The 20,340-nt window shown below is 68.9% G+C and carries 24 protein-coding genes and 1 other RNA gene; 11 read left to right on the top strand and 14 right to left on the bottom strand.

Going from position 1 to position 20,340, the window contains the following annotated elements; all coding sequences use genetic code 11:
• Positions 1-125 precede the first annotated feature (125 nt).
• The 3 genes from ACXJY8_RS00400 to gap all read right to left on the bottom strand — a co-directional run bounded on the left by ACXJY8_RS00400 (position 126) and on the right by gap (position 2,910).
• Positions 126-1,328: a phosphoglycerate kinase gene (locus ACXJY8_RS00400; protein ID WP_463774779.1), complete on the bottom strand. Its 1,203-nt coding sequence runs from the start codon at positions 1,326-1,328 to the stop codon at positions 126-128.
• 37 nt (positions 1,329-1,365) lie between these two features.
• Positions 1,366-1,833 (bottom strand): hypothetical protein, encoded by a 468-nt coding sequence (locus ACXJY8_RS00395; protein WP_463774776.1) that lies wholly within the window; start codon positions 1,831-1,833, stop codon positions 1,366-1,368.
• 69 nt (positions 1,834-1,902) lie between these two features.
• Complete coding sequence (gap, locus tag ACXJY8_RS00390; RefSeq protein WP_463774772.1) at positions 1,903-2,910, bottom strand: type I glyceraldehyde-3-phosphate dehydrogenase; 1,008 nt, start codon at positions 2,908-2,910, stop codon at positions 1,903-1,905.
• Positions 2,911-3,352: 442 nt separating this feature from the next.
• Between gap and ACXJY8_RS00385 the strand changes: the two genes are divergently transcribed.
• From ACXJY8_RS00385 to ACXJY8_RS00355, 7 genes are all read left to right on the top strand, one after another.
• The gene (locus ACXJY8_RS00385) at positions 3,353-3,634 is read left to right on the top strand and encodes a DUF4164 domain-containing protein (RefSeq protein ID WP_463774770.1); all 282 of its coding nucleotides are present in this window, start codon (positions 3,353-3,355) and stop codon (positions 3,632-3,634) included.
• 35 nt (positions 3,635-3,669) lie between these two features.
• Positions 3,670-4,029: a cell division protein ZapA gene (locus ACXJY8_RS00380; protein ID WP_463774767.1), complete on the top strand. Its 360-nt coding sequence runs from the start codon at positions 3,670-3,672 to the stop codon at positions 4,027-4,029.
• Positions 4,030-4,107: 78 nt separating this feature from the next.
• A non-coding RNA gene (gene ssrS / locus ACXJY8_RS00375) (6S RNA) lies at positions 4,108-4,265 on the top strand.
• On the top strand, positions 4,255-4,863 hold the full coding sequence (locus ACXJY8_RS00370) for a 5-formyltetrahydrofolate cyclo-ligase (protein ID WP_463774764.1): 609 nt from the start codon (positions 4,255-4,257) through the stop codon (positions 4,861-4,863). The genes ssrS and ACXJY8_RS00370 overlap by 11 nt, the downstream gene beginning before the upstream one ends.
• 9 nt (positions 4,864-4,872) lie before the next feature.
• Entirely contained in the window at positions 4,873-5,694 is an 822-nt protein-coding gene (locus tag ACXJY8_RS00365; protein ID WP_463774761.1) for a TIGR00282 family metallophosphoesterase, read from the top strand.
• Positions 5,695-5,835: 141 nt separating this feature from the next.
• A complete protein-coding gene (locus ACXJY8_RS00360) occupies positions 5,836-6,834 on the top strand; it encodes a flagellar motor protein MotA (protein ID WP_463774758.1) in 999 nt (332 codons plus the stop codon).
• 1 nt (position 6,835) lies between these two features.
• Positions 6,836-7,849 (top strand): peptidoglycan -binding protein, encoded by a 1,014-nt coding sequence (locus tag ACXJY8_RS00355; RefSeq protein WP_463774756.1) that lies wholly within the window; start codon positions 6,836-6,838, stop codon positions 7,847-7,849.
• A gap of 9 nt (positions 7,850-7,858) precedes the next feature.
• Here ACXJY8_RS00355 and ACXJY8_RS00350 read toward each other — a convergent pair whose 3' ends face one another.
• From ACXJY8_RS00350 to ACXJY8_RS00340, 3 genes are read right to left on the bottom strand one after another with little or no spacing between them, the layout of a single operon-like run.
• A complete protein-coding gene (locus ACXJY8_RS00350) occupies positions 7,859-8,230 on the bottom strand; it encodes a hypothetical protein (protein WP_463774754.1) in 372 nt (123 codons plus the stop codon).
• A 10-nt stretch (positions 8,231-8,240) separates the two neighbouring features.
• On the bottom strand, positions 8,241-9,794 hold the full coding sequence (locus ACXJY8_RS00345) for a S10 family peptidase (protein ID WP_463774750.1): 1,554 nt from the start codon (positions 9,792-9,794) through the stop codon (positions 8,241-8,243).
• A gap of 40 nt (positions 9,795-9,834) precedes the next feature.
• Positions 9,835-10,287: a DNA polymerase III subunit chi gene (locus tag ACXJY8_RS00340; RefSeq protein ID WP_463780243.1), complete on the bottom strand. Its 453-nt coding sequence runs from the start codon at positions 10,285-10,287 to the stop codon at positions 9,835-9,837.
• A 189-nt stretch (positions 10,288-10,476) separates the two neighbouring features.
• Here ACXJY8_RS00340 and ACXJY8_RS00335 point away from each other — a divergent pair, with 189 nt between their 5' ends.
• The 3 genes from ACXJY8_RS00335 (at position 10,477) to ACXJY8_RS00325 (ending at position 12,802) form a co-directional block, all read left to right on the top strand.
• Positions 10,477-11,490 (top strand): SDR family oxidoreductase, encoded by a 1,014-nt coding sequence (locus tag ACXJY8_RS00335; RefSeq protein ID WP_463780242.1) that lies wholly within the window; start codon positions 10,477-10,479, stop codon positions 11,488-11,490.
• Positions 11,490-12,401 carry an alpha/beta fold hydrolase gene (locus ACXJY8_RS00330; protein WP_463774746.1) on the top strand — a complete coding sequence of 304 codons (912 nt, stop codon included), beginning with the start codon at positions 11,490-11,492 and terminating at the stop codon, positions 12,399-12,401. Before ACXJY8_RS00335 ends, ACXJY8_RS00330 begins: the two co-directional genes overlap by 1 nt.
• A 173-nt stretch (positions 12,402-12,574) precedes the next feature.
• Entirely contained in the window at positions 12,575-12,802 is a 228-nt protein-coding gene (locus ACXJY8_RS00325) for a hypothetical protein (RefSeq protein WP_463774743.1), read from the top strand.
• A gap of 46 nt (positions 12,803-12,848) precedes the next feature.
• Here ACXJY8_RS00325 and ACXJY8_RS00320 read toward each other — a convergent pair whose 3' ends face one another.
• The 6 genes from ACXJY8_RS00320 to secG form a co-directional block, all read right to left on the bottom strand.
• Positions 12,849-13,151: a hypothetical protein gene (locus tag ACXJY8_RS00320; RefSeq protein WP_463774740.1), complete on the bottom strand. Its 303-nt coding sequence runs from the start codon at positions 13,149-13,151 to the stop codon at positions 12,849-12,851.
• Between the two features lie 75 nt (positions 13,152-13,226).
• Positions 13,227-14,390: a glutathionylspermidine synthase family protein gene (locus tag ACXJY8_RS00315; protein ID WP_463774736.1), complete on the bottom strand. Its 1,164-nt coding sequence runs from the start codon at positions 14,388-14,390 to the stop codon at positions 13,227-13,229.
• Positions 14,390-15,019: a DUF1190 domain-containing protein gene (locus ACXJY8_RS00310; protein ID WP_463774732.1), complete on the bottom strand. Its 630-nt coding sequence runs from the start codon at positions 15,017-15,019 to the stop codon at positions 14,390-14,392. The genes ACXJY8_RS00315 and ACXJY8_RS00310 overlap by 1 nt, the downstream gene beginning before the upstream one ends.
• Before the next feature lie 121 nt (positions 15,020-15,140).
• The gene (locus ACXJY8_RS00305) at positions 15,141-15,539 is read right to left on the bottom strand and encodes a DUF350 domain-containing protein (RefSeq protein WP_463774728.1); all 399 of its coding nucleotides are present in this window, start codon (positions 15,537-15,539) and stop codon (positions 15,141-15,143) included.
• A gap of 18 nt (positions 15,540-15,557) precedes the next feature.
• Entirely contained in the window at positions 15,558-17,186 is a 1,629-nt protein-coding gene (gene pyrG, locus ACXJY8_RS00300; RefSeq protein ID WP_463774724.1) for a CTP synthase, read from the bottom strand.
• A gap of 245 nt (positions 17,187-17,431) precedes the next feature.
• The gene (gene secG / locus ACXJY8_RS00295; RefSeq protein WP_463774722.1) at positions 17,432-17,860 is read right to left on the bottom strand and encodes a preprotein translocase subunit SecG; all 429 of its coding nucleotides are present in this window, start codon (positions 17,858-17,860) and stop codon (positions 17,432-17,434) included.
• Positions 17,861-18,148: 288 nt separating this feature from the next.
• On the opposite strand from secG, the gene ACXJY8_RS00290 reads away from it, so the two are divergent.
• Entirely contained in the window at positions 18,149-18,610 is a 462-nt protein-coding gene (locus tag ACXJY8_RS00290) for a nuclear transport factor 2 family protein (RefSeq protein ID WP_463774719.1), read from the top strand.
• A gap of 22 nt (positions 18,611-18,632) precedes the next feature.
• On the opposite strand, the gene ACXJY8_RS00285 is transcribed toward ACXJY8_RS00290, so the two are convergent.
• Together ACXJY8_RS00285 and tpiA are read right to left on the bottom strand one after the other, a co-directional pair.
• Complete coding sequence (locus ACXJY8_RS00285) at positions 18,633-19,424, bottom strand: GNAT family N-acetyltransferase (protein ID WP_463774717.1); 792 nt, start codon at positions 19,422-19,424, stop codon at positions 18,633-18,635.
• A 45-nt stretch (positions 19,425-19,469) separates the two neighbouring features.
• A complete protein-coding gene (tpiA, locus tag ACXJY8_RS00280) occupies positions 19,470-20,234 on the bottom strand; it encodes a triose-phosphate isomerase (protein ID WP_463774715.1) in 765 nt (254 codons plus the stop codon).
• Between the last annotated feature and the right edge of the window lie 106 nt (positions 20,235-20,340).

Here is a 20,340-nt window from a genome sequence, read left to right as displayed (position 1 = left end):
GGACCTTTGCCGATCCGTTGCAACTCTCGCGGGACAGCAATCCGGGGACGCGGCGCGGCGTCTGACAACGTAGGCCACAGTCCGGGAATACGGCGTGCCCGGAACGCAGCCGGTCCCGGACGCGGTCAGCCCTTGGCGCGCAGGGCCTCGACGCCGGGCAGTTCCTTGCCCTCGAGCCACTCGAGGAAGGCGCCGCCGGCGGTGGAGACGTAGGAGAAGGTCTCGCCCACGCCCGCATGGTTCAGGGCCGCGACCGTGTCGCCGCCGCCCGCCACCGAGACCAGCTTGCCGGCCTTGGTCCGCTCGGCCGCATGCCGGGCCGCCGCCACGGTGGCGGCATCGAAGGGCGTCAGCTCGAAGGCGCCGAGCGGGCCGTTCCAGACCAGGGTGGCGGCCTCGTCGATGGCCGCGTTGATCTCCGCCACCGAGGCGGGGCCGGCATCGAGGATCATGCCGCTCTCCGGCACGGCGTCCACCGGCACCGTCTCGTGGGCGGCGTTCGCCTTGAACTCGGAGGCCGAGACCGCGTCGACCGGCAGGATGATCCGGCACTTGGCGGCCTTGGCCGCCTCGACGATGCGCAGGGCGGTGTCGGCGAGGTCCTTCTCGCAGAGCGACTTGCCGACCGCCTTGCCCTGGGCGTGCAGGAAGGTGTTGGCCATGCCGCCGCCGATGACGAGCATGTCGACCTTGGCGACGAGGTTCTGCAGCAGGTCGATCTTGGACGAGACCTTGGCACCGCCGACCAGGGCGATGACCGGCCGGGCCGGCGCTTCGAGGCCCTTGGTCAGGGCGTCGAGCTCCGCCTGCATCAGGCGGCCCGCATAGGCCGGCAGCAGGTGGGCGAGGCCTTCGGTCGAGGCGTGCGCCCGGTGAGCGGCCGAGAAGGCTTCGTTGACGTAGAGGTCGCCGTTGGCGGCGAGCTGCTCGCTGAAGGCCCGGTCGTTCTTCTCCTCGCCGGCATGGAAGCGGGTGTTCTCGAGGAGAACGACGTCGCCGTCCTTCAGGCGCGCCACGGCCTCGGCCGCGGCCGGGCCGACGCAATCCTCGGCGAAGGCGACCGGGCGGCCGAGCGCCCGGCTCAGGGTCTCGACCACGGGCTTCAGGGATTCCGAGGCCACCGGCTTGCCCTTCGGGCGGCCGAAATGGGCCAGCAGCACGACCCGGCCGCCCTTATCGGCGATCTCGTTGATCGTCGGCACGATCCTCTCGATGCGGGTCGCGTCGGTGACGCGTCCACCCTCCATCGGCACGTTCAGGTCCACGCGCAGGAGCACGCGCTTGCCCTGGAGCGGGCCGGCATCGTCGAGGGTGCGGAAAGCGGTCATCGGGGCCTTGGCTCTAGTCGGGCGGAACGGGGCGGGATCAGCGCGGCGGCAGCATCGCGTCCAGGTGGAAGCGCTGGGCGGCGATGGTCAGCGCGACCGTGAGGACGGCGGTGATGATGGCGGTGAGCACGAGCGCGCCGGAGCCGGGCAGGCCGCGGGTGCGGTCCGCGATGGCCCGGACCTCGCTGCGCAGGGCGGAGAGGTCGCTCTGGCGGGCCGCCTCGTTCATCCGGGCGGCGGCGCCCTCGACCTTCTCCTCGACGCGCGACAGCAGCGCCTCGGAGCGGGCGTACTTGTCCTCGATCCGCGAGCACTTGTCCTCGATCCGGGCGAGTTGGTCGCTGCCGGAGGCCGCGCCCTGCGCCGGCAGGGGCTCGGCCCTGCCGACCACGACTGGTGCGGGAGGGGAAGGCGGGGCGGAGGCCGTCGCCGGCGCGGGCGCCGGCGACGGCGTTGCGGAGGGGCCTGGGATGAAGTCGCGTCCGGTCGGGGAGGTCTCTGTCATGTCAGGCACCATGCTGGTCTTCGCGTGGTCTTCGGGAACGTTCGATCCGTCAGAAGGCGGCGACGGGGCTCAGAGCAGCTTGCCCATGGCCACGGCCGTGTCGGCCATGCGGTTCGAGAAGCCCCACTCGTTGTCGTACCAGGACAGGATGCGCACGAAGGTGCCGTCCATGACCTTGGTCTGGTCGAGGTGGAAGGTCGACGAGTGAGGATCGTGGTTGAAGTCGATCGAGACGTTGGGCTGGTCGGTATAGGCCAGCACGCCCTTGAGCGGACCGTCGGCGGCGGCGCGGATCGCGTTGTTGATTTCCTCGACCGTGGTCTGGCGCTTGGCCGTGAACACGAGGTCGACGGCGGAGACGTTCGGGGTCGGCACGCGGATGGAGGTTCCGTCGAGCTTGCCCTTCAGCTCCGGCAGCACCAGGCCGACGGCCTTGGCCGCGCCGGTGGAGGTCGGGATCATCGAGAGCGCGGCGGCACGGGCCCGGTAGAGGTCCTTGTGCATCTGGTCCAGCGAGGGCTGGTCGTTGGTGTAGGAGTGGATCGTCGTCATGAAGCCGCGCTCGATCCCGACGAGATCGTTCAGCACCTTGGCCACCGGCACGAGGCAGTTGGTGGTGCAGGAGGCGTTCGAGATGACGAGGTGGTCGGCGGTCAGCTTGTCGTGGTTGACGCCGTAGACCACGGTCAGGTCCGCGCCGTCGGCGGGGGCCGAGACGATCACGCGCTTGGCGCCGGCGTCGAGATGGGCCTTGGCCTTGTCCTTCGAGGTGAAGATGCCGGTGCACTCGAGGGCGATGTCGACGCCGAGCTCGCGGTGCGGCAGCTCGGCCGGGTTGCGCACGGCCGTGACCTTGATCCGCTGGCCGTCGACCACGATGAACTCGCCATGGACCTCGACCTTGGCGTTGAAGCGGCCGTGGATCGAATCGAAGCGCAGGAGGTGGGCGTTGGTCTCGACCGGGCCGAGGTCGTTGATGGCCACCACCTCGATGTCCTTGCGGCCGGCCTCGTGGATGGCGCGCAGGACGTTGCGGCCGATGCGTCCGAACCCGTTGATGGCAACCTTCACCGACACAGCGTGAGTCCTTCCCATAATCGGGCGCCGGCCACGCAGCACCCTCCAGCATGTTGATCGTCGCGGCGTGCCCGACGGGCAGGCCTCGATCCGTCGCCCGCTCTGTGCGAGTCCCGATTGAACGGCAGATGAACTGCCGTCCAGGCTCGGGCACCCGATCGCGGCCGAAGACCGAAGGAAGCGCGCGGCAGGACGGAACCCGGGTTGGAGGACAGGGGCCTGTCCTCTCGCCGGAACCCGTCACGGTCTGCCCTATAACCGGTCTGCGGGCGGCCGGTCTCTAACATGGTGACAAATTTCGGCAAAGGTTACATGGCGGTGCGCACGGGGTGGATAACCCTTTCCCGGTGGATAGGCTGAGCCCGTTCCACCCTGGTGCGCGCCGCCGCGCCGGGAGACGATGGGCGCAAGAAAAGATGTTGAAGAGGAAGGGCATCCATCCGTGAGCCAGACCATCGATTTGGCGCTGCAGCGCCTCGACGCCGTGCTCACCCGCCTGGAGGGCGCGGTGACCCAGCGCTTCGAGGCCGAGCGTGATCCGAGCGACCTCGAGACCGAGCTGGCGATCATGGGCGAGGACCGCGCCCGGCTCGCCGCCGAGCTGGATGCCGCGAGCGCCCGCCTCGCCGAGGTCGAGGCGACCTCGGCCGACGTCGATCACCGCCTCGGGCGGGCGATCGACGCCGTGGAGGGCGTGCTGGCCCCGGCCCGCGGCAGCCGCTAACCCACTCACCGAAACGCTCCAGCGATCCGAAGCCGATGCCCCAGATCAACGTCACCATCGACGGCAAGAACTACCGGATGGCCTGCGCCGACGGCGAGGAGGCGCATCTCACCGCCCTCGCGCAGGGGCTCGACGGCCGCATCACCGAGATGCGCCAGGCCTTCGGCGAGATCGGCGACATGCGCCTGCACGTGATGGCGGCCCTGATGCAGGCGGACGAGCTCCAGGAGGCGAAGGCACGCCTGGCCGCCCTGGAACAGGAGGCGGCCTCGCTCCGGGAGACGGTGGACTCGGCCGCGTCGGTGCGCGCGGCCGAGGAGGAGCGGCTCGCCGAGGGCCTCGTGCGCTGCGCCGAGCGGATCGAGCGCCTGGCGCACGTGATCTCGGCGGGCTGATCCCGACATCCGATGAATCGGTCGGGCGGACCCGGCAGCCCCCTGGCGCTCGCCGCGTGCCGACGCTACATATCGAGGGCGGGGCTGCCGGGTCCGTCAGGAGAACTTTTCCCCGGGGCCTTATCGACTCCCCAGGGAGCTGTCCCTGGCCTTGTCCCTGGACTTGGCCAACACGGCGCCCACCTACATTGTAGGTTTCCCGGGATCGACACTCCAACGGCTCACGTGGCTCCGCACTCAGATCTTTCTCGTTCCGAGACGTCCATCTCCGCCCGCAAGGCGACCCTGCGAACCGAGGCCCTGGCCCGCCGCGACGCCCTCCCCGAGGCGGAGCGTCTCACCGGATCTGTGCGGATCGCCGCGACGGTGATGGCGATCGGCGCCCTCGCCGAGGCCGAGATCGTCGGGGCCTTCTGGCCGATCCGCAGCGAAGTCGATCCGCGCCCCCTCGCCCGCCTGCTGTTCGCGCGCGGCCAGCGCATCGCCCTGCCGAAGGTCACGCCCCAGGGGCTGGTGTTCCGCGAATGGCGCGAGGGCGAGGCCCTGGTCGCCGGCCGCTTCGGCCTCAGCGAGCCGAGCGACGCCCTGCCCCCCATCGATCCGACCGCGCTGATCGTTCCCCTGGCCGCCTACGACCGGCGCGGGCACCGCATCGGTTACGGGCGCGGCTATTACGACCAGGCCATCGAGCGCTTGTCGCGCAACGGCCCGGTCCTGACCATCGGGGTGGCCTTCTCGGTCCAGGCGGTGGAGGAGGTTCCCTCCGAACCCCACGACCAGCCCCTCGATCATCTCGTCACCGAAGCGGGACCGGTCCCGCTGATACGGACCTGACTTCCGGCGATGCGCATTCTCTTCCTCGGCGACGTGGTGGGCCGCCCCGGCCGAAACGTCATCGCGAACCGTCTTCCCACGCTCCGCGAGCGCTGGCGCCTCGATTGCGTGGTGATCAACGGCGAGAACGCCGCCGGCGGCTTCGGCCTCACGGAAGCCATCTGCGACGAGCTCCTTCAGGCCGGGGCCGATGCGGTGACCCTCGGCAACCATTCCTTCGACCAGCGCGAGGCGCTCGTCTTCATCCAGCGCCAGACGCGCCTGGTCCGGCCGGCGAATTATCCGCCGGGCACGCCGGGCCGCGGCGCCACCGTGATCGAGACCCAGAAGGGTGCCCGCGTCCTCGTCCTCAACGTGATGGGCCGCCTCTACATGGATGCCCTGGACGACCCCTTCGCCTCGGCGGAGCGCGAGCTGTCCGCCTGCCCCCTCGGTGCCGTGGCGGATGCGGTCATCGTCGACGTGCATGCCGAGGCCACCAGCGAGAAGCAGGCCTTCGGATACTTCCTCGACGGCCGGGCCAGCCTCGTGGTCGGCACCCACACCCACACGCCGACCTCGGATCACCGAATCCTGCCCGGCGGCACCGCCTACCTCTCGGATGCCGGCATGTGCGGCGACTACGATTCGATCCTGGGCATGCAGAAGGACGAGCCCCTGCGCCGCTTCCTGCAGAAGACGCCCGGCGCCCGGTTGGAAGCGGCCCAGGGCGAAGGCACCCTCTGCGGCATCGCCGTGGAGACCGACGACGCGACGGGCCTCGCCCGGAGGGTCGCCGCGGTGCGCCTCGGACCGCACCTGGAGGAAACCTGGCCCCAAGCCTGGGATTAGCCGACACAGGGAGACGCACATCCACGGTAGGACGCCAGACGCGACTTGATCGGCGCCGACCCACCCTGCAATGTGCCGGCGCGTTCGCCCCGCTCGCCGCGCGCGGGCTGCCAGTTCCGCGTTGAGAGTGTGCCCGAGCCGATGGCGACCCCACCCGCACCCGCGACGATCGCCAAGCCGGGCATCTACCTCGTCCGGATGCTGGTCTTCCTGATCCTCGTCGGCTTTCTCGCCTTCGTGCTGTTCCGGCAGATCACGCCGGCCTTCCTCGCCAATCCCGGCCTGAACGGGCTCATCCTCGGCGTCCTGCTCATCGCGGTGCTGCTGGCCTTCGGGCAGGTGGTCCGGCTCTACCGGGAGACGGCCTACGTCAACGCCGTCGCGGCCGGGGAGAACCCGAGCCGGCCGCCGCCCCTGATGGTGCCCCTGGCCCCGGCCATCGCCGCCCGGGCCGAGGGACTCACGCTGCCCACGAGCCGCGCCTTCCTCGACACGGCCGCCGCGCGCCTCGACGAGGGCCGGGAGATCCTGCGCTACGTCTCGGGCCTGCTCATCCTGCTCGGCCTCCTCGGCACGTTCTGGGGCCTGATCGACACGTTGAGCGCGGTCGGCTCGGTCATCAAGACCATGCGGGGCGGCGGCGAGGCGGCGGCGATGTTCGACGAGCTGAAGAACGGCCTCGCGGTCCCGCTCTCGGGCATCGGCCTCGCCTTCTCGGCCTCGCTGTTCGGCCTCGCGAGCTCGCTCATCATCGGCTTCCTCGATCTCCAGGCCGGCCAGGCCCATGCCCGATTCCACAACGAGCTGGAGGACTGGCTCCTCTCCGGCGAGAGTCCGGCCGTGGGAAGCGCGGTCGCGCCGGCCGCCAAGCCGCAGCCCGCCGCGGCGGCGCCGGTGCAGGACCCGGCCAGCGCCCGCGAGCTGAAGGAGGCGGTGGACCGCCTGACGGCCGTGGTGGCGGAGGGCGCCAATGGGCGCGTCGCCACCCAGGCGATGACGAACCTCGCCGAAGGCATCCAGGGCCTCGTGCAGCACATGCGCGCCGAGCAGCAGATGATCCGCGACTGGGTCGAGGCCCAGGCGACCCGCGAGCGCGAGCTGAAGCAGGTGCTCGACCGCCTCGGCCGCGAGCGGAGCTGAGATGGCCTCCGCCCGCGGTCGCCGCGACCGCAGCCTGAACGTCTGGCCCGGCTACGTCGACGCCCTGGCGACGCTGCTGCTGGCCGTCGTCTTCCTGCTCACCATCTTCGTGGTCGGCCAGTTCTTCCTGTCCCAGGAGATCAGCGGCCGCGACTCGGTGCTGACCCGTCTCAACCGCCAGATCGCCGACCTGACGGACCTGCTGGCCCTGGAGCGCTCGACCCGCAAGACGCAGGAGGAACAGGCTTCCTCCCTGCGCAGCACCCTGCTCGGGACGCAGGCCGAGCGCGACCGCCTGAAGTCCCAGGCGGAGGCCGCACAGGGCTCGGCCGGGCGCCAGGGCGAGGTCGACCGCCAACTGGCGGCCGAGCGCGCCAACACGGCCCGCGCCGTCTCGCAGATCGACCTCCTCAACGAGCAGATCGCGGCGATGCGGCGCCAGCTCGCCGCCCTGGAGGATGCCCTCGCGGCCTCCGAGAACCGCGACCGCGAGAGCCAGGCCCGCATCGCCGACCTCGGCAGCCGCCTCAACGTGGCCCTGGCCCAGAAGGTGCAGGAACTCGCGCGCTATCGCTCGGACTTCTTCGGCCGCCTGCGCCAGATCCTCGGCAACCGCCCGGACATCCGCATCGTCGGCGACCGCTTCGTGCTGCAATCCGAGGTGCTGTTTCCGGCGGGTTCCGCCAGCCTGAAGCCGGAGGCCGGGCCCGAACTCGACCGCATCGCCGGGGCGGTCCTCGATCTCGCCCGCCAGATCCCGGCCGACATTCCCTGGGTGCTGCGGATCGACGGCCATACCGATGCGCGGCCGATCGCCAGCGCGCAGTTTCCCTCGAACTGGGCCCTCTCGGCGGCCCGCGCCATCGCGGTGGTGCAGGCCATGGTCGCCAAGGGCATCCCGCCCCAGCACCTCCTCGCGGCGGCCTTCGGCGAGTTCCAGCCCATCGAGGCCGGAACGACCGAGGAGGCCTATGCCCGCAACCGGCGCATCGAGATGAAGCTCACCGAGCGCTGAGCCGGCCGCTCACTTCACGATGCGGTCGAGACGGTTGTTGACGAAGAAGTACAGCTCCTTCGCACCGGGCTCGTTGTAGAGCACCTGGACCTCGCGGCCCGCGCGCCCCTCGCCGACCAGCACGTCGGTGGGCGGCTTGCCCTTCAGGCGGACGAGGTCGCACTCGCCGATGCCGATCTCGATCGCGGACGCGCCGGCCGGCGCCGGGGCGGTGCAGGTCCCCTCCCCGGTCAGGACCGGCCCCTGGAAGGTCGGTGCCGGCGCCGGCCTGGGCAGGGCCACCGGCACCGGAGCCGGCGTCTCGGTGCTGGAGCAGGCGGACAGGCCCCCGGCCGCCAGGACGACCAGGACGAACAGGCTTGGGCGGAGGGTGGCGGGCACGAGTTGGTCCTCAGCGCTGCGCGGAATTCCGCGCTTTCAGCGCGGCCGCGTAGAGTGCCGCCGCATCCCGGTGGAACGCGGCGCGCGAATCCGGTCGGGAATAGAACATGTGCCCACCGGGGTACACGGCGAGATCGAGGCGTCCGCCGCCATAGGCTGGCATTTGGTCGATCAAGAGCTTCGACGTGAAATACGGCGTGACGAGGTCGGTATACCCGTGGGCGACCAGCACCCGCAGGTTGCCGTCGAGGGCCAGAACGCCGCGCAAGGCGCCGAGAGCCTCGGGTGCCGAACGGCCCCCGCCCCAGGACCAGCCCCGGTTCACCGCGCTGTTGAGCAGCTCGTAGCGCAGGTCCGGCACCCGGTAGTTCAGGGTATCGTTGTAGAGCGCGATCATCGCACTGGTCAGCGGGGCCTGCAGAGCCGTGAGCAGCGGATCCTCGAAGCCGGACTGCGCGGCGGCGGGGTCCGGGTCCCACCCGGTCACGCCGGTGTCGTAGGCACTGGCGACCCGACCGGTGTCGCGGCCGATCTCGCGCTGAACGCTCTGACCGGACAGTCGCCCGGCCTGTCGCCGGACGAAGCTCGGGTCGAGCCCGGTCATGGCGCCCACCCGGTCCCCCAGGCGCGCGATCGCGGCGGTGTCGGAGGGGCCCTTCAGGAGATCGGCGAGGTACGGGCCGGTGGCGTAGGCTTCCGCATCCGCCATGGTCTCCCGGGTCGGTGTCCCACCTGCCCGCTCGATGGCGGCGGCGGCGAAGGACGGCAGCTTGGTCACATGCCCCCAGGGCGTGGTGCGGGGCGCCTGCAGCCACGCGAAGTCGAGTACCGGCGAGAGCAGCACCATGCCGGACAGGCCGATGCCGATCTCCTCCTGGAGCTTCGCGGCGATCAGCGGTCCACGAAAGCCGCCATAGCTCTCGCCGACATAGAATTTCGGAGCCGCCATGCGGTCGTTGGTGCGCAGCCAGCGGGCGATCGCGGACGCCAGGACGGACGCATCGGCGTCGGTGCTCCAGTAGCGCTTGGCATCGCCGTCGGCCGCGCGGCTGTAGCCGGTCCCGACGGGATCGAGGAACACGAGGTCGGTGAAGTCGAGCCAGGTCCCGTCATTCGGCACCAGGCCGATCGGTGCCGACGGGCTGATGCTGGCGCCCTCCACCGGCAGGCGCCAGGGCCCGATCGCACCGATGTTCAGATAGGCGGAGGCAGCCCCGGGTCCGCCGTTCACCGCGAAGGTGACGGGGCGCGCCGGGTCGCTCGTCTTGCCGCCACCCCGGCCGGCCTGGGTGTAGGCGATGAAGGCGATTTCCGCCTGGAGCTTTCCGGATTCATCGACCAGCGGCAGGCTACCGGCGCGGGCGGTGAAGGCGAGGGTGCGGCCGTCCGGCAGGGCGACGCTGTGCTCGGTCACCGCATCCGCGGGGAGCTTGCCGCCCTGTGTGGGACGCGGCTCAGAAGGCTTCCGTGTTTCGGCCGGACGGTCGCCCTGCGGCGCCGGCTGCGCCTGGAGGGGCGGTGCCGCGAGCAGGAGGGCCGCAAGGCCGACGGCGAAACGTCTCATGGCGTATCCTCTCGGCGGTGATGGGAATCTGGCAGGGATGTCAGGCCTTCTTCTGCCAGCGCCCCTCGTCGTCCTGCTGCCAGTAGGCGATCGTATGTCCGGCGGCCTTCGCCGCCTTCCACTGCTCGCGGGCGCGCAGGAGGGAATCCTGGTCGGTGCCGTCGAACAGCACGCAGATGCGGGCATAGTCGGCAGCATCGGGCGGCAGGTCAGCGCCTTCAACCAGGAAACGAATCGCGGCGGCGTTCGGATTAGAGTCCTTCAAGGTCAGTACGACCGGCTGGCTGGCCGCATCGGTGTCGCGATCGGTCCCGTGCGGCAGGAAGCTGTCGTCGCTGTAGGTCCAGAGCTGGTCGTCGAGGGCCTGCAGCCGCTCCTCGCTGGCAGCCTGGATCGCCGCACGCCACTGACGCTCCAGCGAGCGCTCGAGCAGGTTCGGCAGCACCCTCTCGAGGGGCTGGTTCTGCAGGTGGTAGAACAGAATCTCGGTCACAGCCTGCAACGTAGTCATACCGCTTACCATTGCTAGCGGTACGACTGCACCCCTTGTCTCATCCACCGGGGAAACGCACGCGTGAAAACCGCGCAGCCCCTCACCCAGACAGAACCGGCGGCACGCCCGTGAGTAGGCGTCCGAGGCCGCGGATGACGATCCGTGCGAATGAACGGGGGAACGGGCGCCATGCGACACCGGAGGAGGCTGCGGGATCAGGTCATGGTGATCACGGGGGCGTCGAGCGGAATCGGTCTCGCCACCGCCCGCATGGCTGCCAAGGCCGGAGCCCGGGTCGTCCTCGCGGCACGCAGCGGCGATGCCCTCGCGCGCACCGCGCAGGAGATCGAGGCCGAAGGCGGGCGCGCCGTGGCGGTGACGGCCGATGTTGGCAAGCGCGCGGACGTCCAGACGATCGCGGAGCGCGCCATCTCAGCCTTCGGGGGCTTCGATACCTGGGTCAACGTCGCGGGCCTCACCATCTACGGGCCGCTGAGCAAGGTCAGCGATGCCGACCACAAGCGTCTTCTGCAGACCAATCTCTGGGGCACCGTCTATGGCTCACTGATCGCCGCCGACCATCTGCGCGAACGGGGCGGCAGCAGCATCAATATCGGCAGCGTCGCCAGCGACCTCGCCTTCCCGTTCCAGGGCATGTACTGCGCCAGCAAGCACGCGATCAAAGGATTCACCGACGCCTTTCGCATGGAACTGGTCCACGAGGGCGCGCCGATCTCGGTGACGCTGATCAAACCCACCTCCATCGACACGCCGCTGCCGCATCGCGCACGCAACTACATGGACCACGAGCCGATGCTGCCGCCGCCGGTCTATCGACCGGAAGAAGTCGCCAACGCCATCCTGCATGCCGCTGTCCACCCTGAGCCTGACATCGTCGTCGGCGGCAGCGGCAAGGCCCTGACCAGTCTCAAGGAGTTTGCGCCAAGCGCCTACGATCTTCTGGCACCGGCCATCATCGCCTTCCAGAAGCGCCGCGAGACACCGCGCAATCCATCCGGCGCGCTGCATGAACCGAGGCAGGACAGGGAGACGCACGGCGATCAGCCCGGCTACGTCCGCCGGACAAGCACCTACACGCGCGCGTCCCTCCATCCGGCCTCCACGGCCATCCGGCTCGGCCTCGGCCTCGCAGCGACCGCCTTCGTCGCCCGGCAGAACCGCCGCCGCGGGCGTCCGCTCTGATGGAGACCAGACCTGTTGCCAGCCCCGTCGGGCGCCTCTCGCCGTCCGTCGCATCGCGCCTCGTTCCGCGATCCACCATCGATCTGGATGACGGCCGGACGCTGGCCTACGCCGAAGCCGGGCAGGGACCGCCCCTCGTGATCATCCACGGGACGCTGATGTCCCTGGAGGATATGTGGCTCGGGCCGGTGCCGTATCTCGCCGAGCATTTCCGGGTCATCGCGGTCGACCGCCCAGGACATGGATTCAGCCGGCGCCAGGGCTACGCCGACGCCCATTCCTGGCGGCAGGCCGCCCTGATCCGCGACGGCGTGCAGGCATTGGGCCTGAAGCGGCCGGTCATCGTGGGCCATTCGTTCGGGGGCGCGGTGGCTCTCGCCTACGGCCTTCAATTTCCCGATGAGATCGCGGGCGTCGTCGCATTGGCGCCGATCTGCTTTCCCGAGCCGCGGCTGGAACACCTCATGTTCGGCCCTCGGGCGGCGCCCGGGGGCCGCATCGTCTCGGATCTCCTCGGACGTTCCGTCGACCCCGCATTGCTGCCGCTGCTCTGGAACATGATGTTCCTGCCGGGTGCGATGCCCCCCGGCTATGCCCAGGCCTATCCGTTCGGACTGGCGGGGAATGCGGAACAACTGGTCGCCGAGGGCGAGGATGCAGCGGGGCTGATGGCCGGCCTGACCCGGAGCGTTCTCGCCTACCACGCCTGCAAGGTTCCGGTCCGAATCCTTGGCGGCGATGCAGATATCGTCGTCAGCACACCGCTCCATGGATACCGGGTCGCCCAATGCATTCCGGGAGCCGTCTTCGAAGCGCTCCCGCGGACCGGTCACATGCTGCATCATCAGCATCCCGAGGCTGTCCTGCGCGCGGCCCGTGCGATCACCGGGGAGGTCGGCGAAAAACGCTGAGACAATTCGCCCGCCAGGCGAACTTGCTCAAACTTCGTCAACCCCAAGCCATTATTGCATCGCAGTAAGGCTTCAACCGCGCTGCAAAACGACGGCCTGGACGAACGACCCTCTCATCAATCCGCCGGCGGCTCAAAGACGGGCCTCGGGCGATCAGGCAAGGATCTCATCCCGTGAGCTTCACCGTCAGCGCGCGCGTCTCCGACCGTCGCTTCAGCTTTCACCACAGCTCGATCCTGAGCGCGGTGGATCAAGGCTGGTCGTTGATGGTGGCGGGAATGACGGAGGTGCTGATCACGGACGCCTCTGGACGGGCCCATTGCCCGCACAGCCTGCATCGACATCTGTTCGGCGGGCCTGGACCGGCGGCGGCCCCGGCCGTAACGAAACTCGCGGCCTGAGCCGCCGGCATCCTCGTATCGGCCGGCGTCTCCGTATCAGGTCGCGTCAGCGTTCGATGGTCTTGCCACCGAAGGTCGAGAACGATTCGTCGATGACGTCACGCTGGCCGGAATCGGCTTCGACCCGAACCTGAATCGCGCCGGTCAACGCCGGCTCGCCCTCGGTGTCGGCCTTGTTGCGGCCGTCCTCGAGATCGGCGCCGGCCTGCTCCGTACCGGCACTGTTGCGATCGCCCGCCGAGACCACCGTGATCGCTTTCCGATCGATGCCGTGCTCCTGAACGAGGTGCTCCACGCTCATCTCGGCATCGCGGCGCGTTTCAAAGTCGGCGGTGAAGATCGGCGGCATTCGGAGGCTCCGTGTGGGAAGGACGATGGCTGGTCCCTGTCAATCGAGCAGGATTGGCGACGTTCCGCTCACGGCTCATGCCGGCTCGATGTAGTGCGGGACGAACAGGGCGGTATTCGTCGTCACCGGACCCGCGCCCTCCCGGACGCATAGCCCAGCGGGTTCGTCACCGATGATCCAGGATCCGACGAGCGGCCGCCTCCCATCGAAGCTCGGGAGCGGCGCCAATGCCTGGAGGATATGGCCCTCCGCCCCGTAGGGACCTTCGGGCTGCGCAACCAGCGCTCCGTTCTCGAACATCAGGATGTTGCCGCCTTCCCGCGACAGGAGCGGCTTGCGGACGAAGCTGTCGCCCAGACAGGCTCGGGCAGGATCGGACTCGAAATAGGCCGGCAACAGGTTCGGGTGCTTCGGTTCGCGGGCGTAGAGGTGGGGGAGCAGACCCTTGTTCGACAGCACCGCTTTCCACGGGGGCTCCAGAAAGCGTGTCTCGGTCCTGCCCAATGCCGCCGCGAAGGTGTCTTGGAAGGCCCATTCCCACGGATACAGCTTGAACAACCGGCTGATGGGGAGACAGCGCCGATCGACGAAGCGGCAGCGCTCGTCGAGCCCGATATCTGCGAGGTCGAGGAATCTGCATGCCAAGCCCGCCTGCCGGGCACAATCCTCCAGATAGGCTACGGTCCCGCGGTCCTCGGCGGCATCCGCGAATGCGGCGAAGGCCAGGGTTCCGTCTCCGGGAAGGTCGCGAAAACGCGCGATCAGCCGCTCGTGCACCGAGTTGAACTGATCAGTGCCGGTCGGAAGGCGACCGCGGGCGAGGAGGTCTTCGAACCACAGCCACTGAAAGGCGCCGGTCTCGTAGAGGGCCGTGGGCGTGTCGGCGTTGTATTCGAGGAGCTTGGCCGGTCCGGTACCGTCATAGGACAGATCCAGGCGCCCATAGAGGGATGGATCTCCCCGGCGCCAGCTGTCGCGCACCACGTCCCAGGCGTATTCCGGAATCTGGAGTGACGCGAGGATGCGCGCGTCCTCGACCGCCGTATCGACGAAGTCCAGACTCAGGGCGTGCAGGTCCGCGCTCGCCGCCTCGATGTCCTGTTCGATCTCCGCGAGGGAGAAGGCATAGGCGTAGCTCTCGTCCCAATAAGGCGAATCGTTCAGGGTGTGGAAGTGAAAGCCGTTCCGCGCCGCGACGTCCCGCCAGTCCGGACGCTCGCCGATGGAGACGCGGCGCATCAGCCACCCCCGTGTAGCGCGGCTTCGGATTCGCCGCAGACCTCCCTGCCCGTGCCGCCGAAGCCTCCGAAGACGGCGCGCCGGACAGACGCAGCGGGCACCCGAGCGGCGCTGCTCGCCCCATCGGCAGCCGGATAGATCGGACATCCCCAACTTGTCCGGTAGCTCGACGTGGATACCAGCCCGAGGCTTCGCTGCGGATCGGCGTTGCGGAAGAGCGGCTGGGGTTCGAGTTTCTGTGCCGCCGTCAGACCGACCGCGTAGGCCGCCATCTGGGGGACGAACATGTCGCCGAGCGGTTGTGTCGCCGCATCCTGCCGGCGGCATTGTCCGACGCCGTGCTGCGCTTCGCATAGATCCAGGGTCCGATACGCCGGTGCCGCCGTTGCGTAGGTCTCGAGGGCTTTTGCGTAATCCGTTCGGCACTCCTCCGCTGTCCGGACCCGGCCCGCGCTGCAGGCCTCGGCGTTCGGATAGATCCGGATGTCCTCCATCCGCTGCGTCGGATCGATCCTCGCCAGGGCCACCGCTGCCGCGCCCGCACCCGCCAGGAGGATCAGCGTCACGGTCTCGGAGCGCTTGAGACCCCGGCTCTCTCCGGTGCTGTCCGTTTCGTCCTTCGAAGACATTCCCGTTCAGACCGCGTCTCGCGGCCAGCTCCTTACCGCTCCGTTCGGACGGCTGGATGAGGATGTGGTGATGAGCTTGACCGCCGGGAAGGCGTTGCGGCAAGCGATGCCCGAAATCGGCTCAGTAGGTCATCGCCGCAGCGTCGACGATGCCGCCCGCCAGGGATGTTGCCGCGAGCAGCGTGGCGCTCGCCGTCTCCCCGTCCTCGATGCGGCGGGACACATCGGGGAGGAGCAGTCGTGTGGCGAGATAGACCGCCACCTGCACGATCAGCGCCACCAGCCCCCAGACGATGCAGTCGAGGATCGACTGGGCATTGTGAATCGAGACAGCGAGCGGCAGCGTGTAGCCGACCAGACTGCCCCCGAGGGCGATCGCCGCTGCGAGATTGTTCTGACGGATCAGCGCCAGTTCGCGATGTCCCGTCGCTTGAAGATAGACGGCGAGATAGACGGCGATCAGCCCGAGAGAGACCGTCAGATAGGTCAGGAACGGACCGAGCCCCGCGATCGAACTCATGCGGCGCCCCCTCCGCGATCAGACCAGACGGCTCTGGACCATCGCGGCGCCGATGAAGCTCTCGAACAGCGGGTGCGGCTCGAAGGGCCGGGATTTCAGCTCCGGATGGAACTGCACACCGATGAACCACGGGTGCCCGACATGCTCGACGGTCTCAGGCAGGAGCCCGTCCGGCGAGAGGCCCGAGAAGCGCAACCCCTTGGCCTCCAGGCATTCGCGATAGGCCATGTTGACCTCGTAGCGGTGGCGATGGCGCTCGGAGATATCGGTGCTGCCGTAGATCTCGGCGATCTTCGAATCCGGGCGCAGGCTCGCCTGGTAGGCCCCGAGGCGCATGGTTCCACCGAGATCGCCGGCCGCGGCGCGACGCTCCAGCTCGTTGCCCTTCAGCCATTCGGTCAGGAGGCCGACCACCGGCTCGGTGGTCTCGCCGAACTCCGTCGAGTTGGCATCCACGACGCCGGCGAGCGAGCGGGCGGCCTCGATCACCGCCATCTGCATGCCGAAGCAGATGCCGAAATACGGGATCTTGCGCTCGCGGGCGTAGCGGGCCGCGCGGATCTTGCCCTCGGCACCGCGCTGACCGAAGCCGCCCGGCACCAGGATCCCGTGAATGCCTTCGAGGAACGGCGCGGGGTCTTCGCGCTCGAACACCTCGGCCTCGATCCATTCGAGGTTGACCTTGACCCGGTGAGCGATGCCGCCGTGGGTCAACGCCTCGGTGAGCGACTTGTAGGCGTCCTTAAGGCCTGTGTACTTGCCCACGATCGCGATGGAGACTTCCCCCTCGGGGTTCCTCACCCGCTCCGAAATCGTACGCCAGCGCGACAGATCGGGCTCGTCCTGCGACGGCAGGCTGAAATGCGCCAGCACCTCCCGGTCCAGCCCGGCCTCGCGGTAGGAGAGCGGCACGTCGTAGATCGAGGCGACGTCGCGCGCCTCGATCACGGCGGTCTCGCGCACGTTGCAGAACAGGCCGAGCTTGCGCCGCTCATCGGCGGGGATCGGGCGATCGCAGCGGCAGAGCAGCATGTCGGGCTGGATGCCGATGGAGCGCAGCTCCTTGACCGAGTGCTGCGTCGGCTTGGTCTTCAGCTCGCCGGCCGAGGGAATGTAGGGCAGCAGGGTCAGGTGCACGAAGGCCGTGGCCCCACGCGGCAATTCCTGACCGAGCTGTCGGATCGCCTCGAAGAAGGGCAGGCCCTCGATGTCGCCGACGGTACCGCCGATCTCCACCAGCACGAAGTCGAAAGCCTCGTTGCCTTCGAGGACGAAGGTCTTGATCGCGTTGGTGACGTGCGGGATCACCTGGATCGTCGCGCCGAGATAGTCTCCGCGCCGCTCCTTGGTGATGATGTCGAGGTAGATCCGCCCGGTGGTGATGTTATCGGCCCGCGTCGCCGGCAATCCGGTGAAGCGCTCGTAATGCCCGAGGTCGAGGTCCGTCTCGGCACCGTCGTCCGTGACGAAGACCTCGCCGTGCTGCGTCGGGCTCATCGTGCCCGGATCGACGTTCAGGTAGGGATCGAGCTTCCGCAGGCGGACCTTGTAGCCTCGCGCCTGCAGCAGAGCAGCGAGCGCTGCCGATGCGAGACCCTTACCGAGCGAGGAGACCACGCCGCCGGTGATGAATACGTACCGCGTCATGGGCCTCGGTCCATAAACAAGGGAGAACGATTCGCCAAACAACAAAAACGCCTATCCCCCGCGATGCGAGCGCATGCGCGTCGAGGACGTCGTCCGATCGGCATTCCAACGATGATCGGCGTCCAATCACTTGGACGCCGCATCTCTCAACGAACTGTGTTCTCGGCTGAACAAAAGGGGCTCAGCGAGCCCGTCGCGTTTCCGTTACGACCCAACGATGGATCGAAGCGCGCCCCGACGCTCGATCAGCGGGACTGCGGCGCCTGCGGCACGGCCGGTTGAGCCGGGGCCGTCTCGGGAACCTGGGCAGGGGTGCCGGGCTGAACAGGAGCCGTGGGCTGGGCACCGCCCTGGCCCCGCAGGGTGTCGAGCAGGTTGCCGGCGTTGGGCTGCGTCGCCGGCTGGCTCGTTCCGGTCCCTTCCAGGATCGACCGCGGCGCGGCACTCCGGTGAGATAGGATCGCCAGCGCCATGCTGGTGGTGAAGAACAGCGCCGCGAGAATTGCCGTCGCGCGCGTCAAGGCGTTGGCCTGACCGCGACCGGTCATGAACCCCGCAACGCCGCCGCTGCCGCCGCCGCCGAGTCCGAGACCGCCCTCGGAACGCTGGAGCAGGACCACGGCGATCAGGCCGAGGACGACGATGAGATGGATCGAGATCAGAACGGTCTGCATCGGGTTTCCGGAAGCTTCATCTCCCGCACGCCGATCGCCGGGGAAGCGGATCGAGCACGGGTGCACCACGGGCCGGAGAGTCCTGGCGCCGCCGACATATCCGCGGGGCCATACACCAGATGGCCCCGCGCGCCAACCGGACCCGTGTGCCGACGCGATCCCTGAAGGCCCTCAAGCCGGAGCCGAGCGCTTTCCGGACCGAGCCGAGCCGGGCCTACCGCGTTTTTCGATCGGAGTAGGGTCCGCCTCGCTCGAAGATGACGGGGCTTCGAAGCCAGACCATGGAGGATGAACGCGTTGGCCAAGGCTCGTTCGTACTTTCGAGGATTCCTGCTGGGCATCGTCGCGTCCGCGGCGTGTCTGGCCGCCCTGCCGATCCGAGCCGCCGACGCCCAGAGAGAGGTCGAAGCTGCTGTGGATGCCCTGACGCAGGCCATGCTCGCCGCCGATCGGACTGCGCTGAACGCGCTCGTTCTCGACGGACTGAGCTACGGCCACTCGAGCGGCGCCGTGCAGGACAAGGCCACCTTCGTCGAGGCACTCACCCGCCGGCGCTCCAGCTTCCCCGGCATCACGCTGGCGAATCGCACCGCCTCCGTCGTCGGGGAGAACGCGGTGGTCCGGCACGCCTTCGACGGCGAAACGATCGCGAACGGCAAGACCGTGCCCGTGCATATCGGGGTGCTTCAGGTCTGGCATCGGGACGGTGGAGGCTGGCGTCTGTTGGCACGGCAGGCGTTCAAGCTGTGAAGCGCACCGGGCGTCGCAGAAGTCAGTCCCGGCGGCGGTAGCGATAGCCGTACAGGCTCCGGGTGAACCCCAGCCCCGCATAGAGAGTGCGGGCCGGCAGATTCTCGGCGACCACCTGAAGACACGCACTGGTCGCGCCTCCCCGGCGCGCCCACGCCATCAGGGCCAGGATCAGGCTGCGCGCATGTCCCGCACGACGGTGAGCCGGATGGGTCGCCACGGACTCGAAGACGAGGATCCCCCGGTGCACGGCCCCATAGGCGACGGCGACCGTCCGGGCCCCTTCGACGCGCCGAGCGAATATTCTCGGCAGGATCAGGCACCCGACCGAGGTACGGTAGCACTTCCGGGCCACCTCCGACGTCACGCCCTCACAATCGCCGTGGGCCGCCAACCACGTCGTATCCGGTGTCTCGGTGAGGCAGACATCGCCGATATCTTGGGCCGTGCCCGGCGAAAGCTCCGCAAAGAGCGTGCAGGTTTCACCCTCGCGCCGGAATCCGAGACGGTCGAGGGCGAGATCCATGTCGGGGACGAGATCGGGCACGCGGACGATCAAGGGCTGGCCGAGGCTTCGATAGACGGCTTCGGCCTCAGCGACGACGGCAGCAGAATCGTCGCGCCAGCCGCGCAGGGGATTGAGCGAATTCGTCCGCCGCGTCGGGCCACCCGACGCGCGCAGGACCCAGCCCCCGAGAGCGATCTCCCGCGGCGAGGGCCGGGCGTTGCGGCAAGCCTCCTCGACGGCCCAGGCGCGATCCTCGTCCGACCGCCAGATCATCTCACCCGTCGCGTCATCCGCATGAAGCTCCACCCGCGAATCGTCGAAGGGGCGGGCGTCCGGTTTACCAACCGCAGATCAGCGCAGGTAGGCCCGGGCGATTCCGAGGAAGTCGTCGGCGACGAGGCTGGCGCCGCCCACGAGGGCACCGTCGACGTTCTCCACGGCCATCAGTTCGCGCGCGTTGCTGGGCTTGACCGAGCCGCCGTAGAGGATGCGCACCGCCTGCGCCTCGGCACCGATGAGCTGCCCCAGCATTTCACGCAGCGAAGCGTGAACCTCGGCGATGTCGGCCGGAGTCGGTGTCAGGCCGGTACCGATCGCCCAGACCGGCTCGTAAGCGATCACGGTGTCCTTGGCGGTGGCCCCCTTCGGCACGCCGATCGCGAGTTGCGCGCGCACGATATCGAGGGTCCGTCCCTCCTCGCGCTCCTCCTTCGTCTCGCCGACGCAGATGATGCCGCAGAGACCTGCGCGTCGGGCAGCGAGCGCCTTGGCATGGACGCCGTCATCGGTCTCGTGATGATAGGCGCGGCGCTCTGAATGACCGACGATGACGTAGGAAGCGCCGAGATCCGCCAACATTTCCGCCGAGATGCTACCGGTGAAGGCGCCGTTCGGCTTGGCGTGCAGATTCTGGCCACCGATGGCGATGGGCGAGCCGTAGGCCGCAGCGACGCACGAGGCGATCAGGGTTGAGGGTGGGCAGATCAGGACGTCGACCGTCTCGAGCAGGTCGGCGGTCAGGCCATTGCGGACGGCCTCAACCACGGAGACCGAGCTGCGCAGCCCGTTCATCTTCCAGTTGCCCGCAACCAGCGGCCGTCGCCCCGACTTCGTCATCCCGTTCCTCGCTGATATGGCTTCGCTTCGCGGTTGAGCCGGCCCTAACAGAGCCTCGGGGGCCGCGCAAACTGCGAACGCCCTTTGCGGTGACAGCCCGGATGGT

It is taken from the genome of Methylobacterium sp. TK31, from assembly GCF_055361545.1.
Note: the sequence above shows the minus strand (reverse complement) of the source record. Positions and strands in the feature narration are given on the sequence as shown.

What these genes read in the sequence shown, in the direction of transcription:
- ACXJY8_RS00330 (WP_463774746.1), top strand. Translation starts at nt 11,490, where the DNA reads ATGGAGACCAGACCTGTTGCCAGCCCCGTCGGGCGCCTCTCGCCGTCC.
- ACXJY8_RS00395 (WP_463774776.1), bottom strand. Translation starts at nt 1,833, where the DNA reads ATGACAGAGACCTCCCCGACCGGACGCGACTTCATCCCAGGCCCCTCC.
- secG (WP_463774722.1), bottom strand. Translation starts at nt 17,860, where the DNA reads ATGCAGACCGTTCTGATCTCGATCCATCTCATCGTCGTCCTCGGCCTG.
- ACXJY8_RS00360 (WP_463774758.1), top strand. Translation starts at nt 5,836, where the DNA reads ATGGCGACCCCACCCGCACCCGCGACGATCGCCAAGCCGGGCATCTAC.
- tpiA (WP_463774715.1), bottom strand. Translation starts at nt 20,234, where the DNA reads ATGACGAAGTCGGGGCGACGGCCGCTGGTTGCGGGCAACTGGAAGATG.
- pyrG (WP_463774724.1), bottom strand. Translation starts at nt 17,186, where the DNA reads ATGACGCGGTACGTATTCATCACCGGCGGCGTGGTCTCCTCGCTCGGT.
- ACXJY8_RS00290 (WP_463774719.1), top strand. Translation starts at nt 18,149, where the DNA reads ATGAACGCGTTGGCCAAGGCTCGTTCGTACTTTCGAGGATTCCTGCTG.
- ACXJY8_RS00355 (WP_463774756.1), top strand. Translation starts at nt 6,836, where the DNA reads ATGGCCTCCGCCCGCGGTCGCCGCGACCGCAGCCTGAACGTCTGGCCC.
- ACXJY8_RS00310 (WP_463774732.1), bottom strand. Translation starts at nt 15,019, where the DNA reads ATGTCTTCGAAGGACGAAACGGACAGCACCGGAGAGAGCCGGGGTCTC.
- ACXJY8_RS00335 (WP_463780242.1), top strand. Translation starts at nt 10,477, where the DNA reads ATGCGACACCGGAGGAGGCTGCGGGATCAGGTCATGGTGATCACGGGG.
- ACXJY8_RS00320 (WP_463774740.1), bottom strand. Translation starts at nt 13,151, where the DNA reads ATGCCGCCGATCTTCACCGCCGACTTTGAAACGCGCCGCGATGCCGAG.
- ACXJY8_RS00365 (WP_463774761.1), top strand. Translation starts at nt 4,873, where the DNA reads ATGCGCATTCTCTTCCTCGGCGACGTGGTGGGCCGCCCCGGCCGAAAC.
- ACXJY8_RS00305 (WP_463774728.1), bottom strand. Translation starts at nt 15,539, where the DNA reads ATGAGTTCGATCGCGGGGCTCGGTCCGTTCCTGACCTATCTGACGGTC.
- ACXJY8_RS00345 (WP_463774750.1), bottom strand. Translation starts at nt 9,794, where the DNA reads ATGAGACGTTTCGCCGTCGGCCTTGCGGCCCTCCTGCTCGCGGCACCG.
- ACXJY8_RS00380 (WP_463774767.1), top strand. Translation starts at nt 3,670, where the DNA reads ATGCCCCAGATCAACGTCACCATCGACGGCAAGAACTACCGGATGGCC.
- ACXJY8_RS00400 (WP_463774779.1), bottom strand. Translation starts at nt 1,328, where the DNA reads ATGACCGCTTTCCGCACCCTCGACGATGCCGGCCCGCTCCAGGGCAAG.
- ACXJY8_RS00315 (WP_463774736.1), bottom strand. Translation starts at nt 14,390, where the DNA reads ATGCGCCGCGTCTCCATCGGCGAGCGTCCGGACTGGCGGGACGTCGCG.